This is a genomic window from Streptomyces sp. WMMC500 (assembly GCF_027497195.1).
Classification (GTDB): domain Bacteria; phylum Actinomycetota; class Actinomycetes; order Streptomycetales; family Streptomycetaceae; genus Streptomyces.
Genome location: NZ_CP114905.1, coordinates 5,444,436 through 5,458,190, shown reverse-complemented (window position 1 = coordinate 5,458,190; position 13,755 = coordinate 5,444,436). Strand labels below are relative to the sequence as shown.

Here is a 13,755-nt window from a genome sequence, read left to right as displayed (position 1 = left end):
CGGCGCGCCCCCGTACCTCCCCCGCTCAGTCCCGTCGCGGGCGCCCCGACAGCGCGCGGCGCAGCCCCAGCACCACGGCGACACCCCCGGCCACCAGCAGCACCGTCTTCACCGTGCCGCGCTCCTCGTCGTCCCCCGCGCCGCTCCCGTCGTCCCCGGCCCCGTCCCCCGACGCACCCGTGCCCCCCGACTCCGACGACGACCCGCCCCCCTCGGCCTCCCGCCAGACCAGGTCGCTCTGCTCCCCCTCGCTCCCGAACACGATCGCCGACCCGTCCGCGGTGTACGTCATCGACTCGCCCTGCGTCTGCAGCGGCACGTCCAGCCGCCCGTCCTCCTCCGGCCTGCCGTCCTCGAACCGGTACATCCGCCCGCCGACGTAACTGCGCAGCGCCATCCGCGTACCGTCCGGCGAGAACGCCCCGTCCGTCACCCACAGGTTGACCGGCGCGACCCGCCGGAAGATGTTCATCGACCCCGTCGCCAGCTCCTCGGGACCCGCGTACAGCGCCGCGCCCCCGTCCTCCTTCTTGCTCACCACGTACACCCGCCCCGTCTTCGGGTGCACCATCAGCGCCTCCGCGTCCCGCGGCCCGTCCTCGTACTGCGCCTCGTACTGCACGGCGTCCACGGTCGCGTCCGCGAGCCGCTTCGGCTCCGGGAAGCGGTAGACCCACACGTACGACCAGGAGCCGTTCATGTTGTCGCCGATGTCGCCGACGTAGAGCTGGTTGTCCGGCCCGAGGGAGATCGCCTCGACGTCGCGCGGTTCCCCTATGCCGCGCAGCGTGAGCGTCGCCAGCGTCTCGCCGGTCTCGCCGTCCACGGCGTAGACGTACGGGCCGTCGTCGGAGTCGTTGTGCGTCCAGTACACGTCCTCGTGCTGCCGGCTGGCGGCCAGACCGCTGGACTCCGTGATCCTCGGGTCGGTGAGGATCACGTCGTCCTGCGCCGCGGCGGGCGGGGCGTACGCGGCGGAGGTCGCCACCGCCGCCGCGGTGAACAGGGCGGCTGCGGTCGGCAGGCGGTGGGCGCGCATGGCGCCAAGCCTGCCATGCGCCCGCGCCGGCACACGGGCCGGATGCGCCTGCGGGGCGGCCGCGTTGCGCTTGCGCCACACAGCGGCCCTGAAGCCTGGCGACAAGGTGGCCATCGCTGACACTCACCGCCCCTACGGAACCCCGGCGAAGACGAGAGGGCCGCCGCCTCCGACCCGCTTCGAGCGCAGGCAGAAGGCGCCGACACTTCACTCCGACCTGCTACCTCACCATGCGAAGGCCTCGGGAGACGGGCCGGGACCGGGGAAGATCTCGTCAAGGGACGCCAGCAGCTCCTCGCTCAACTCCAGCTCGACCGCGCGCAGCGCCGAGTCCAGTTGTGCCTGCGTGCGTGGGCCGACGATCGGGCCGGTCACGCCGGGGCGGGTGAGCAGCCAGGCAAGCGCGGTCTCTCCGGGTTCCAGGCCGTGCTTGTCGAGGAGGTCCTCGTAGGCCTGGACCTGCTCGCGTACCTTCGTGTTCTCCAGGGCGCTTGCACTGCGGCCATCCCTGCGGCGCTTGCCCTCGGCATCCTTCTTGAGGACGCCGCCGAGCAGTCCGCCGTGCAGCGGGGACCACGGGATGACGCCAAGGCCGTAGTCCCGCGCAGCCGGGATGACCTCCATCTCGGCACGGCGCTCGGCCAGGTTGTAGAGACACTGCTCGCTGATCAGCCCCATGCCGCCATGGCGCCCGGCGATCTCGTTGGCCTGGGCGATCTTGTAGCCGGGAAAGTTGGAGGAGCCCGCATAAAGGATCTTGCCCTGCTTGATCAGTACCTCGATGGCCTGCCAGATCTCCTCGAAGGGCGTCGGCCGGTCGATGTGGTGGAACTGGTACAGGTCGATGTAGTCGGTCTGCAGCCGCTTCAGGGATGCTTCCACAGCGCGGCGGATGTTCACCGCGCTGAGCCGGTCGTGGTTGGGCCAGGCGTCACCGTGGGCCGCCATGTTCCCGAAGACCTTGGTGGCCAGGACCGTCTTGTCGCGACGCCCACCACCCTTGGCGAACCAGCTACCGATGATCTCCTCGGTACGCCCCTTGTTCTCGCCCCACCCATAGACATTGGCCGTGTCGACGAAGTTCAGACCTGCGTCGAGGGCTGCATCCATGATGCCGTGACTGGTTGCTTCGTCTGTCTGCGGGCCGAAGTTCATCGTGCCGAGCACGAGTCGGCTGACCTTGAGTCCGGCACGTCCGAGCTGTGTGTACTTCATAGGCCGTAAGCCAACTGCTTCGAGCGCGCTCCAAGCAAGAGCGCCACGAGCGGGCCGTCAGGGGCTTGTCCGCGAGACGCCGATACAGGGTCACGCGGGACAGGGCCCTGGCGATGGTGCTGCTCTCGCCCTCGGCGCGCCTTGCACGAGCTGCTGGCGTCGCTCGACGAGATCTTCCCGGGCACGGGTCCGTCACCGGAGGCGTTCGCCTGGTGAGCGTCCCGTAGCCGGAGGACTCAGCCGCCGAAGGCGGCGGCGACGGCGACGACGGCGAAGATCAGCACGAGCGTGGCGCTGACGACGCGGATGCGGGTCTTGGCGTTCACGCGTACGAGCTTACGGGCCCGCCGCTCCGCGCGGGGCGGCGGGCCCGGGGCGGCGGTAACGGGCCGTGACGACTCACCGTGAGTATCGTTGTACTACCGGCTGCGGTGTTGGGCTGCAGCGGGGAGGAGCGGCACGATGACCGTCGTGGAGACCGACAGGATCGAGATGGCCGACCAGAGCGAAGAGCTCACCCTCGACATGATGTTCGAGTGGCTGGAGCGCATGCCCGTCCCCGAGGGATACAAGGTTGAGATCGTCGAGGGGAAGATCTGCATGTCGCCGCAGCGGCACACGCACTGGGAGATCACGCTGGCCATCATCGAGCAACTGCGCGGCCAGTACCCCCGGAAGCGCATCGCCTCCGACGTCCGCATCGACTACCCCGGTTACCTGAACGGCTTCGCCTCCGACGTCACCGCGCTGGCAGAGAACGCCGTGCGCGGGAGGAGGGGCCGCTGGCGCCCGCAGGACGTGGAGTTCGTGGCCGAGGTGATCTCCAGGACGACCGCTACCAACGACTACGGCCCGAAGAAGGCGGCATACGCCACCGCCGGCGTGCCGGTCTATCTGATCGCCGACCCGTACACGGGCAAGTGCCATCTCTACAAGGTGCCCAGGGACGGTGAGTACCGCAGCGAACTCACCCTCGACTTCGGTGAGCAGATCGATCTCACCGACACCCCCGTCGGGCTCAAGCTGTCGACCGACGAGTTCCCCCGCGACTGAGCGTCTGCCTACGCCCCACCCACCCCCAGGGGCCACCTGGCCAGGGGTTCGTAGTCCGGCTGGGCGCCCGGATGGCCCGGGGGTGGGGGATGGCTGCGGATCAGGGTGAGGGACGGGACCGGGTGCTGCGGGGTGGTGAAGTCCCGCAGGGCGTACGTGAACGGGGTCAGGTCCGTGCCGCCGCCGTGGTTCTGGCGGGCCAGGGTCAGGTGCGGGTGGTAGCGGCGCTCCGGGGCGCGGCGCAGCTCCGGCGGCATCCCCCGCGTGCGGCGCCCCGCCGCCGCCGCGCCCGCCGCGAGCCGGCTCAGCTCCTCGACGTCGCCCGACGCCCCCGTCCACAGCGCCGTGTCGGCGAACCGCCCGCCCCCGGCCAGCCCCAGCCCGACCGGCCCGCGGCGCCGTGCCGCCCGCGCCAGCCGTTCGCCGAGTTCCCCGACGGAGCCGGCCGGCACCTCTCCGTAGAACGCCACCGTGACGTGCCACCCCTCCGGCTGCACCCAGCGCAGCCGCCCGGCGCCCGGCAGCCCGCGCAGCCGCCCCACCGCCTCCGCCAGCTCCGCGAGCACCTCCGCCGGCGGGATCACGGCGGCGAACAGCCTCACGGGGAGCACCTCACGGGGAGCACCTCGCCGAGACCCGCCTCACCGTTACGCCCCGCCCGTACCGCCCGCCGGACACCGCCGCCGCCTCAGTCCGGGAACCGTCGCGTCACCCAGCGCCACGCGAACTCCAGCAGCGCCGCCGAGGCCACCGCGATCCCCACGGCGGTCCACGGCATCTGCGTGCCCACCAGCTTCAGCGCGAAGAACTCCTGCAGCCACGGCGTGACCAGCACGATCACGAACCCCAGCGCCATCGCCGCGACCAGCCCCACACGCCACCAGGTGTACGGCCGCGCGATGATCCCCAGCACCCACATCGCGATCAGGAACAGCGTCAGCGTCGCCGCCGACGTCTCCGCGTCCAGCGCCCCGCGCCCCGTGTAGTGCTGCCGCGCCAGCATGTACGTCAGGAACGTCGCCGTCCCCGCGATCAGCCCCGCCGGGATGGCGTACCGCATCACCCGGCGCACGAAGTGCGGCCGCGCCCGCTCCTTGTTCGGCGCCAGCGCCAGGAAGAACGCCGGCACGCCGATCGTCAGCGTCGACAGCAGCGTCAGGTGCCGCGGCAGGAAGGGGTACGGCACCTGCGTGGCGACGACGAGCAGCGCGAGCAGCACCGAGTAGACCGTCTTGACCAGGAACAGGTTCGCGACCCGCTCGATGTTGCCGATGACCCGGCGGCCCTCGGCGACCACCGACGGGAGGGTGGAGAAGCTGTTGTTCAGCAGGACGATCTGCGCGACGGCCTTCGACGCCTCCGAGCCCGAGCCCATGGACACGCCGATGTCCGCGTCCTTCAGCGCCAGCACGTCGTTGACGCCGTCGCCCGTCATCGCGACGTCGTGCCCGCGGGACTTCAGCGCGCCGACCATGTCCCGCTTCTGCTGCGGGTTGACGCGACCGAAGACCGCGTTGTCGTCGAGGACGGCGGCCATCTCGTCGCGGTCCGCGGGCAGCGTGCGCGCGTCGACCGTACGGTCCGCGCGCGCCATGCCGAGCTTCGCGGCCACCGCGCCCACGGACACCGCGTTGTCGCCCGAGATGATCTTCGTCTCGACCTGTTCCTCGGCGAAGTAGCGGAGGGTGTCGGCGGCGTCGGGCCGCAGCCGCTGCTCCAGGACGACCAGGGCGGTCGGCTCGGCGTCGCGGGCCACCTCCGGGTGGTCCAGCTCCCGTACGGCGCGGGCGAGCAGCAGCACGCGCAGGCCCTGCGCGTTGAGGTCGTCGATCTCGGCGAGGGAGGGGTCGCCGGCCGGGAACAGCACGTCGGGGGCGCCCAGCAGCCACGTACCGGCACCGTCACGCCCCGCGCCGTCACTGCCCACGCCGCCCGCGTCGGCGAACGCCGCCCCGCTGTACTTGCGCGCGGAGGAGAACGGCAGCGACGCCGTGCAGTGCAGCTCCTCGGTGTCCGGGTACGCCTCGATGAGGGCCTGGAGGCTGGCGTTCGGCCGCGGGTCGGACGAGCCGAGCGCGCCCAGCACCCGCCGTACGTCCGCCTCCGCCGCGCCGCCCAGCGGCCGCAGCTCGGTGACGTCCATGCCGCCCTCGGTGAGGGTGCCGGTCTTGTCGAGGCAGACGACGTCGACGCGCGCGAGGCCCTCGATCGCGGGCAGCTCCTGGACGAGGCACTGCTTGCGGCCGAGCCGGATGACGCCTATCGCGAACGCCATGGAGGTGAGCAGCACCAGCCCCTCGGGCACCATCGGCACGATGCCGCCGACCATGCGCCGGATGGCGTCCTGCGGGCCCTCGTTCTCGACCACGAGCTGGCTGATGACCAGGCCGATGGCGGCCGGGATCATCATGTACGTCACGTACTTGAGGATCTCGCTGATGCCGCTGCGCAGCTCGGAGTGGACGAGCGTGAAGCGCGACGCCTCCTCCGCCAGTTGCACGGCGTACGCCTCGCGCCCCACCTTCGTCGCCGTGAACGCGCCGCCGCCGGCGACGACGAAGCTGCCGGAGAGCACCTTGTCGCCCGGCTGCTTGACGACGGGGTCGGCCTCGCCGGTGAGCAGGGACTCGTCGATCTCCAGGCTGTCGGACTCCAGCACCTCGCCGTCGACGACGACCTTGTCGCCGGGGCCCAGCTCGACGAGGTCGCCGAGGACGATCCCGGCGGTGGGGATCTCCTGGGTCCGGCCGTCGCGGCGGACCTGCGGCTTGGCCTCGCCGATGACGGCGAGGCTGTCCAGGGTCTTCTTGGCGCGCAGCTCCTGGATGATGCCGATGCCGGTGTTCGCGAGGATCACGAAGCCGAAGAGGCTGTCCTGGATGGGCGCGACGGCCAGCATGATGATCCACAGGACGCCGATGATGGCGTTGAAGCGGGTGAAGACGTTGGCGCGGACGATGTCGGCGGTGGAGCGGGAGGAGCGTACGGGTACGTCGTTGACCTCACCGCGGGCGACGCGCTCGGCGACCTCGGCTGCCGTGAGCCCGTCGTGCCGCCGCGCAACGGCCGCCGCCGCCGCGCCGTTTGCCCCTGGTCCGCCCGGTTTCCCGCCCGTCCCGTCCGGTCTCCCGTCCGTCCCGCCCGGTTCCCCGCCCGTCACCCCGGCTGTCGCCCCACCCGGCCCACCGCCCGGCTCCGGCCCCTCGCCGCCGTCGGAGGCTGTCTCGACCCGCTGCGTCATGCGTACGACGTTACGTGTTCGAGCCGGCGCCTGCGCGCCTGCCCCGGGCGAGGGCGGCCTCGCGGCGGCGTACGTACCAGATGCCGACGAGCCCGAGGCCGGCGCCCGCGAGGCAGGTCCACAGCCACCACATGCGGTCGTGGTCGTCCAGCCAGCCGACGAACGGCAACTGGATCAGGAAGAGCACGAACCACAGCGCCGTGCCGCCGGCGGTCACCGCCATGATGTCGCCTTCGAACGGCTCCGGCGCCGGATGCCTGTACGCCTTCTTGCCCATGTCATCAGGGTACGGGCCGTCCCCCGGCCGCATACTGAGTGGGCGCCGGAGTCCCGGCCGCCGTTCCGCACGAAGGTCACGCATGCCCCCCGCTCCGAAGACCGCCAGCACGGACCCCGGGGACGGCCCGCCGCCCCCGCCCCCCTCCCGCCTCGACGCCTTCTTCCACCTCTCGCGCCGCGGCTCGTCCGTCACGCAGGAGCTGCGGGGCGGGCTGGCGACGTTCTTCGCCATGGCTTACATCATCGTGCTGAACCCGATCATCCTGGGCTCGGCCACGGACAAGTTCGGCCACAAACTGGACCACGGCGAGCTGGTCACCGCCACCGTGCTGGTCGCGGCGGTGACCACGCTGCTCATGGGCGTCATCGGCAACGTCCCCGTCGCCTGCGCCGCGGGCCTCGGGATCAACGCGGTGGTGTCGCTCCAGCTCGCGCCGGAGATGTCGTGGGCGGACGCGATGGGCATGGTGGTGCTGGCGGGGCTGATCATCATGCTGCTGGTGGCCACGGGGCTGCGGGAGCGGGTGATGTCCGCGATCCCCGACGGGCTGCGCAAGGCCATCGCGATCGGCATCGGCCTGTTCATCGCCCTGGTCGGCCTGGTCGACGCGGGCTTCGTCACCCGCAACCCGGACTCCGCGCACACCACCGTCCCCCTCACCCTGGGCACGGCGGGTCACCTGGAAGGGTGGCCGGTGCTGGTCTTCCTGCTGGGCCTGGGACTGACCTTCGTGCTGCTGGCCCGCCGGTTCCGCGGCGCGATCCTCGTCAGCATCGTGACGATGACGCTGGTCGCGATGATCATCCACGCGGTCGGCGACCTCCCGGAGGAGGCGTGGGGCCTGACCGCCCCCGTGGTCCCGGACAGCGTCGTCGAGGCCCCCGACTTCGGCCTGCTGGGCGAGGCGAGCCTCTTCGGCGGCTTCCGCGAGGCGGGGATCCTGACGGGCTGCCTCTTCGTCTTCACCGTGCTGCTGTCCGGCTTCTTCGACGCGATGGGCACGATCCTCGGCGTCACCGAGGAGGCCCACCTCCTGGACGAACACGGCCGCCTCCCCGAGATGAACCGCGTCCTCATGGCCGACGGCGCCGCCGTCGCCCTCGGCGGCGCGGCCTCGGTCTCGGCGAGCACGGCCTTCGCAGAGTCCACGGCGGGCGTCGGCGAGGGGGCGCGTACGGGGCTGGCGAACGTCGTCACGGGCGCCATGTTCCTGCTGGCGCTGGTCTTCACCCCGCTGGTGACGATCGTCCCCTCGCAGGCGGCGACGCCGGCGCTGGTGGTGGTCGGCTTCCTGATCATGTCGGCCAACGTCCGCAGCATCGACTGGTCCGACCTGACGATCGCGGCCCCGGCCTTCCTGACGATCATCCTGATGCCCTTCAGCTACAGCATCACGGTCGGCATCGGCATGGGCTTCCTGGCGCACACGCTGCTGCGCGCGGCGGTGGGCCGGCCGGCGAGCGTCCGCCCGGCGCTGTGGGTGACGTCGGCGGTGTTCGTCGTCTACTTCGCCCTGGAGCCCATCGAACGCTGGCTGGGCCTCGACTAGCCGGGTTCGTCCGGATCCGCCGGATTCGGCGCCGGGGCCGCGGCGCGGGCCGGCGCCGACTTCCGCCGCCCGTCCCGCATTTCCGCCGCGAGCAGCCGTGACAGGGCACCCGAAAGCCCTTACTCTCCTTCCTTGGTCTAGACCTTCACTCGGCCGGGCTCCGCCCTGACCTCCCGTCAGGGGGGTCCCGGCGCCACCCCCACGGAAGGCGATCCTGTGACCGGATCCAGAACCAGACGATCACTCTTAAGGTGTGCGGCGGTCCTCGGGACGGCTCTCTCGCTGTCCCTCTTCCAGCCCACCGCCGGCGCCGCCCCCGACCCCTCCGCCGGCTCACCCGCCGGCGCGGGCGGGGACACCGCGTACACCGCGGCACCGATACCCGACGACACCGCGCACCGGCCCGGCGAGGGCGGCGAGTCGCTGCGGCCCGGCGCCCCCAACGGCGCGCCGCTCGCCGCGGCGGCGACCGTCTGCGACGGCAACGGAACCAGCGGCAAGCGCGTCCAGCTCATCTACGTGCGCGGTGAGGCCCAGCCGGACCGGTACAACCAGTTCGCGGGCACGTTCCAGTCGTTCGCCGACCAGATCGACGCCGCCTTCGTCGAGGGAGCCCAGCGCACCGGCGGCACGCGGCACGTGCGGTTCGTGCACAACTCCGCCTGCCGCGCCGTCGTCGATAACGTTGTCGTCCCCCAGGCGTCGATGGCCACCGTCGACACCATCACCGCCGCACTGAAGTCCCGCGGCTACAACCGGACCGACCGCAAGTACCTGTTCTACTACGAGAACAACGGCTGCGGCGTCGCCTTCGGCAGCGGCGGCGACGACCGGCCCGGCGCCGACAACCCGTTCAACGCCGGCCCGCACTACGCCGCGATGGGCACCGGCTGCTGGACCTGGCAGGCCAGCGCGCACGAGCTGCTGCACACCATCGGCGCGGTCCAGCGCAGCGCCCCGCACGCCACCGCGCACGGGCACTGCTGGGACGACCAGGACATCATGTGCTACAACGACGGCGGCGTGCCCAACCCGCCGGGCGACATGGTGAACGTCTGCGCCGGCGCGCCGGAGAACCAGCTCGACTGCAACAACGACGACTACTTCCACACCAGTCCGCCCGCGGGCAGCTACCTGGCGACCCACTGGAACGCCGCCAACAGCCAGTACCTCATCGGCGGCGGGAGCAGTACGTCCGGCGCGATCGTCGGGCTCGCCGGCAAGTGCGTGGACGTCAACGGCTCCAACCCCGCGAACGGCACCGCCGTCCAGCTCTGGGCCTGCAACGGCACCTCCGCTCAGTCCTGGACGCGGTCCGGGCAGACCCTCAGGGCGCTCGGCAAGTGCCTCGACGTGACGTCCAGCGGAACGGCCGACGGCACGCAGATCCAGTTGTGGGACTGCAACGGCTCCGGGGCGCAGAACTGGACCGCCGGCGCGGACGGCACCCTGCGCAACCCCGCGTCCGGGCGCTGTCTCGACGTCCACGGCGGCAGCTCCGCCGACGGCACCAGGCTCGTCATCTGGACCTGCCACGGCGGCGCCAACCAGACGTGGCGCCTGCCCGCCTGAGCGCGCCGTACGGCACCGGCCGTCCCCGGTGACGGCCGCGTACCACCGCGGGCGTGCGCCCTTGACGCCCGCCCCCCGGGACCTGCCCGCGCACCCTGACCGTACGGGCGCGGTCCCTCACCCCTGCGGGTCCGGGCCCGCACACGACGGCGGGCCCGGACCTCCGACCGGAGAGGACACCCCCATGAGAAAGGCCACCCGCAGCACATCCCTTGTCGCCCTGGCGGTATGCGCCACGCTCGCCGTCGGCTCCATCGCCACCGCGGAGCCGCAGAACGAGCGCGCCCCGCGGGCCTCGGCGAAGGCCGCCGCGGCACCCAACATGGTGATCGACAGCCTGAGCGGCGCGGTCACCGCGAACGAGATCAACTCCTTCTACAACTACGTCAACGCGCTGACGCCGCCCACCAGCAACCTCGACAACAGGATGGCCTACAGCAACACCGGCGGCAGAGTGGCGGAAGCGCTCGGCATGATGTACGAGATCAGCGGCCAGACCCGCGTGCTCGACAAGCTCCTGCAGTGGACGGACACCTTCCTCGCCGCCCGCAACAACCCGTCCTCCGGCCGCGTGCTGTTCACCGGCAAACGCGAGCTCGCCTGGCCGAACAAGGCCGCGACGGCCGCGGACGCGAAGTACAGCGGCACGGAGAACGGCGACGTGATGGCGCGCATCGCGTACGCCGCGAAGCTGATCCTCCAGCGGCCGGCGCTGTGGAACACGACGGTCCCGGACGGCAACCCGAAGGGCTTCGGCGCGACCTACCGGGCGCGGGCCGAGCGGTACGTGCGCGAACTCGACCGCACCATGGACACGTTCATCACGCCGCACTTCATCCGGACAGCCAACAACCACATGCACTTCCCCGACACCGACGCCTGGGGCGCCCTCGGCCCCCGCTACGAGAACGACCGCGGCTTCGCGGTGCCGTGGAACCAGCAGACCATGCTCTCGGGGGCCTACCAGCGGCTCGCCGAGTGCCACGAGATCCTCGGGGACGACCCGGCGCGGGTGACGCGCTACGACAACATCGTCGCGTCGAACATCCGGTGGTTCCTCAGCGACGTGACCCCGAGGACCGTCCAGGGTCAGCGGGTTTACGACTGGGGCTACGGCCTCAGCCGCACGGGCGAGGACACCGGCCACGGCGCGTACGACATACTCGGCCTCTACCGGGCGTACACCCGCTCCAAGTACGGCGTCTCGAAGGCCCACTTCGACACCTTCGGGCGCACCGAGGACATCGTGATCAACTCCGGGCCGCACCTGTACACGAAGTACGTGGACGGCACCGGCGGCACGCAGAACTGGATGAACGGCGAGTGGCTGTTCCTCGCGGCCACCACGCCGAGCGTCTACAACAACATCGCCGCCTCGAACACCGCCAACGGGCGGTCGAAGCAGAACGCGATGATCCACGCGTCGATCCTGTGGATCAAGAAGGGCCGGAACGACGGGCGCTATCCGAAGTAGGGGCGGGCCCGTGCACGGGTAGTCCTTGAGCGGGCAGCCCGTGCGCGGGCAGTCCGTGAGCAGGCAGAGGGAGTCCGGGATCGGTGTGCGGCCACCGGCCCGGACTCCCGCACGTCCGGAGGCCGGCCGCGGGCCAGCGGGTGAGGCGTTCGGTTTCCTCCACGGCCGCCCGGAAGCGTTCGTCGAAGTCGTTGCGCTGCAGCAGTTGCAGCACGTAGTCCTGCACCGGCATGTCCCGCTTCGCCGCGTGGCTGCGGAGGCGGTCGAGGAGGCTGCCGTCTATCCGCAGACTGAGCACGTGTGTCCTCATGCCGTTCAGGGTCGCCGGTCGCGTATACCGGGGGCGGGCCTTCCCGTACGCGGTCATCCTTTCGGGTGGCCAGGTGGCCCAGGCCGTAACCTCCTCTGTCTCGGCTCCCCGACTTTACTTAGCCAAAGTAATGAGGTACCCTAATGACTATGCCTGACCTGTCCCAGGAGGAGAACGCCGCCGCGGTGAACTCGCTCCGCTCCGCGATCATGCGGCTCACCCGCCGGCTGCGGCACCAGCGCGTGGACGAGTCGCTGAGCCCGACCGAGATGTCGGTGCTCGGCACGCTCTTCCGCTGCGGCCCGCTCGGCCCCGGTGAGCTGGCGCGCAAGGAGCACGTCCAGCCGCCGTCGATGACCCGCATCGTCACCATGCTGGAGACCAAGGGGCTGGTCCGGCTGGAGCCGCACCCGGAGGACCGGCGGCAGAAGGTCGTGAGCCAGACCGAGGAGGCCGAGGCGATGCTCGAGGAGAGCCGCCGCAGGCGCAACGCCTGGCTGGCCGAGCTCGCCGGCGGTCTGTCCGAGGAGGAGTGGGCCACGCTGCGCGACGCCGCGCCGGTGCTCGAGAAGCTCGCGCACCTGCCCATGCCGGAGGCCACACCACGCTGATCAAGGACGAGGACGGGAGGGGACACCTTGAGTACGGGACCCGGAGCAGACTCCGCACCCGCACCCACACCCGATAACGACGAAGAAGCAGGGGAGCGCGGCAGGCGCGGCACCTTCAGCTCGCTGAGGATCCGCAACTACCGCCTCTTCGCCGGCGGCCAGGTGGTCTCCAACACCGGCACCTGGATGCAGCGCATCACGCAGGACTGGCTGGTGCTCAGCCTCACCGGCTCCGCCACCGCCGTCGGCATCACGACCGCGCTGCAGTTCCTGCCCATGCTGCTGTTCGGCCTCTACGGCGGCGTCCTCGCCGACCGGCTGCCCAAGCGCAAGCTGCTCGTCGCCACCCAGGCCGCCATGGGCCTCATCGGCCTCGCGCTCGCGGCGCTCACGCTGAGCGGAGTCGTGACGGTCTGGCACGTCTACCTCATGGCGTTCCTGCTCGGCCTCGCCACGGTCGTCGACAACCCGGCGCGGCAGGTGTTCGTCGCCGAACTGGTCGGCAAGGACCAGATGCAGAACGCCGTCAGCCTCAACGCCGCCAACTTCCAGACCGCCCGGCTCGTCGGACCCGCCGTGGCCGGCGTCCTCATCACCGCCGTCGGCAGCGGCTGGGCGTTCCTGCTGAACGGGCTCTCCTTCCTCGCCCCCCTCACCGGGCTGCTGCTCATGCGCACCGCGGAGCTGCACCGCGTCGAGCGCGCGCCGCGCGGCAAGGGGCAGTTGCGCGAGGGCCTGAAGTACGTCGCCGGCCGGCCCGAGCTGCTGTGGCCGATCGTGCTGGTCGGCTTCATCGGCACGTTCGGCTACAACTTCCCGATCTGGCTCACGGCGTACGTGGACGAGGTCTTCCACGGCGACGCCGGCACGTACGGCCTGCTGAACTCGCTGATGGCCGCCGGCTCCCTGAGCGGCGCGCTGTTCGCGGCGCGGCGCGGGGTCAGCAGGATGCGGCTGACGGTGCTCGCGGCGCTGGCGTTCGGGGTGCTGGAGATCGTCGCGGCGGTGTCGCCCGCGTTCTGGCTCTTCGCGGCGCTGCTGGTGCCGGTGGGCGCGTTCGGGCTGCTGTTCAACACGACCGCGAACGCCAACGTGCAGCTCGCCACGGACGAGGCCATGCGCGGGCGGGTGATGAGCCTGTTCGTGATGGTGTTCGTCGGCGGTACGCCGATCGGCGGGCCGGTCGTCGGCTGGGCGACCGACACGTTCGGCGCCCGGATCGGGTTCCTGACCTGCGGGGTGATATCCGTGCTCGCGGCCGTCACGGTGGGGCTGGTGCTGGCCAGGGTCGGGGGCCTGCGGCTGCGGATCGACCTGCGGCGCGGGCGCAAGCACGTCGCGTTCGTGCCGGCCCGGCGGGCGGAGGAGCTGGCTCCGGCCGCGTAGTTCCGGCGGGGGCCGGCGCTTGAGC

11 protein-coding genes and 1 pseudogene are annotated in these 13,755 nt (G+C 71.4%); 6 read left to right on the top strand and 6 right to left on the bottom strand.

Translation table 11 applies throughout. From position 1 onward, the window contains the following. Positions 1-25: 25 nt before the first annotated feature. Both O7599_RS23580 and O7599_RS23575 read right to left on the bottom strand, forming a co-directional pair. Complete coding sequence (locus O7599_RS23580) at positions 26-1,039, bottom strand: WD40 repeat domain-containing protein (protein WP_281617602.1); 1,014 nt, start codon at positions 1,037-1,039, stop codon at positions 26-28. A 225-nt stretch (positions 1,040-1,264) separates the two neighbouring features. Next, positions 1,265-2,254, bottom strand: coding sequence for an aldo/keto reductase (locus tag O7599_RS23575; RefSeq protein WP_281617601.1), 990 nt, complete (start codon positions 2,252-2,254; stop codon positions 1,265-1,267). A gap of 462 nt (positions 2,255-2,716) precedes the next feature. Here O7599_RS23575 and O7599_RS23570 point away from each other — a divergent pair, with 462 nt between their 5' ends. Further along, positions 2,717-3,307 (top strand): Uma2 family endonuclease, encoded by a 591-nt coding sequence (locus tag O7599_RS23570; protein ID WP_281617600.1) that lies wholly within the window; start codon positions 2,717-2,719, stop codon positions 3,305-3,307. Between the two features lie 8 nt (positions 3,308-3,315). Here the strand turns inward: O7599_RS23570 and thpR are convergent, their stop codons facing one another. The 3 genes from thpR to O7599_RS23555 form a co-directional block, all read right to left on the bottom strand. Beyond that, positions 3,316-3,909, bottom strand: coding sequence for an RNA 2',3'-cyclic phosphodiesterase (gene thpR / locus O7599_RS23565; RefSeq protein ID WP_281617599.1), 594 nt, complete (start codon positions 3,907-3,909; stop codon positions 3,316-3,318). 86 nt (positions 3,910-3,995) lie between these two features. Continuing rightward, a complete protein-coding gene (locus O7599_RS23560) occupies positions 3,996-6,548 on the bottom strand; it encodes a cation-translocating P-type ATPase (RefSeq protein WP_281617598.1) in 2,553 nt (850 codons plus the stop codon). Between the two features lie 10 nt (positions 6,549-6,558). Next, positions 6,559-6,825, bottom strand: coding sequence for a DUF2530 domain-containing protein (locus O7599_RS23555; RefSeq protein WP_281617597.1), 267 nt, complete (start codon positions 6,823-6,825; stop codon positions 6,559-6,561). Positions 6,826-6,907: 82 nt separating this feature from the next. Here O7599_RS23555 and O7599_RS23550 point away from each other — a divergent pair, with 82 nt between their 5' ends. From O7599_RS23550 to O7599_RS23540, 3 genes are all read left to right on the top strand, one after another. After that, on the top strand, positions 6,908-8,377 hold the full coding sequence (locus O7599_RS23550; RefSeq protein ID WP_281617596.1) for an NCS2 family permease: 1,470 nt from the start codon (positions 6,908-6,910) through the stop codon (positions 8,375-8,377). 216 nt (positions 8,378-8,593) lie between these two features. Beyond that, the gene (locus O7599_RS23545; protein WP_281617595.1) at positions 8,594-9,949 is read left to right on the top strand and encodes a ricin-type beta-trefoil lectin domain protein; all 1,356 of its coding nucleotides are present in this window, start codon (positions 8,594-8,596) and stop codon (positions 9,947-9,949) included. Positions 9,950-10,133: 184 nt separating this feature from the next. Beyond that, positions 10,134-11,423 (top strand): hypothetical protein, encoded by a 1,290-nt coding sequence (locus tag O7599_RS23540; protein WP_281617594.1) that lies wholly within the window; start codon positions 10,134-10,136, stop codon positions 11,421-11,423. A gap of 145 nt (positions 11,424-11,568) precedes the next feature. Here the strand turns inward: O7599_RS23540 and O7599_RS23535 are convergent. Continuing rightward, positions 11,569-11,733: pseudogene (locus tag O7599_RS23535) on the bottom strand (CopG family antitoxin); the annotation flags it as partial. A 149-nt stretch (positions 11,734-11,882) separates the two neighbouring features. On the opposite strand from O7599_RS23535, the gene O7599_RS23530 reads away from it, so the two are divergent. Both O7599_RS23530 and O7599_RS23525 read left to right on the top strand, forming a co-directional pair. After that, positions 11,883-12,344 (top strand): MarR family transcriptional regulator, encoded by a 462-nt coding sequence (locus O7599_RS23530; protein WP_281617593.1) that lies wholly within the window; start codon positions 11,883-11,885, stop codon positions 12,342-12,344. A gap of 27 nt (positions 12,345-12,371) precedes the next feature. Next, positions 12,372-13,730, top strand: a complete 1,359-nt coding sequence (locus O7599_RS23525) for an MFS transporter (protein ID WP_281617592.1) — start codon at positions 12,372-12,374, stop codon at positions 13,728-13,730. The last annotated feature ends 25 nt before the right edge of the window (positions 13,731-13,755 follow it).

Bases quoted from the DNA above. Each gene is read 5' to 3' on its own strand.
- O7599_RS23555 (WP_281617597.1), bottom strand. From the start codon at position 6,825: ATGGGCAAGAAGGCGTACAGGCATCCGGCGCCGGAGCCGTTCGAAGGC.
- O7599_RS23550 (WP_281617596.1), top strand. From the start codon at position 6,908: ATGCCCCCCGCTCCGAAGACCGCCAGCACGGACCCCGGGGACGGCCCG.
- O7599_RS23540 (WP_281617594.1), top strand. From the start codon at position 10,134: ATGAGAAAGGCCACCCGCAGCACATCCCTTGTCGCCCTGGCGGTATGC.
- O7599_RS23560 (WP_281617598.1), bottom strand. From the start codon at position 6,548: ATGACGCAGCGGGTCGAGACAGCCTCCGACGGCGGCGAGGGGCCGGAG.
- O7599_RS23530 (WP_281617593.1), top strand. From the start codon at position 11,883: ATGCCTGACCTGTCCCAGGAGGAGAACGCCGCCGCGGTGAACTCGCTC.
- O7599_RS23570 (WP_281617600.1), top strand. From the start codon at position 2,717: ATGACCGTCGTGGAGACCGACAGGATCGAGATGGCCGACCAGAGCGAA.
- O7599_RS23575 (WP_281617601.1), bottom strand. From the start codon at position 2,254: ATGAAGTACACACAGCTCGGACGTGCCGGACTCAAGGTCAGCCGACTC.
- O7599_RS23580 (WP_281617602.1), bottom strand. From the start codon at position 1,039: ATGCGCGCCCACCGCCTGCCGACCGCAGCCGCCCTGTTCACCGCGGCG.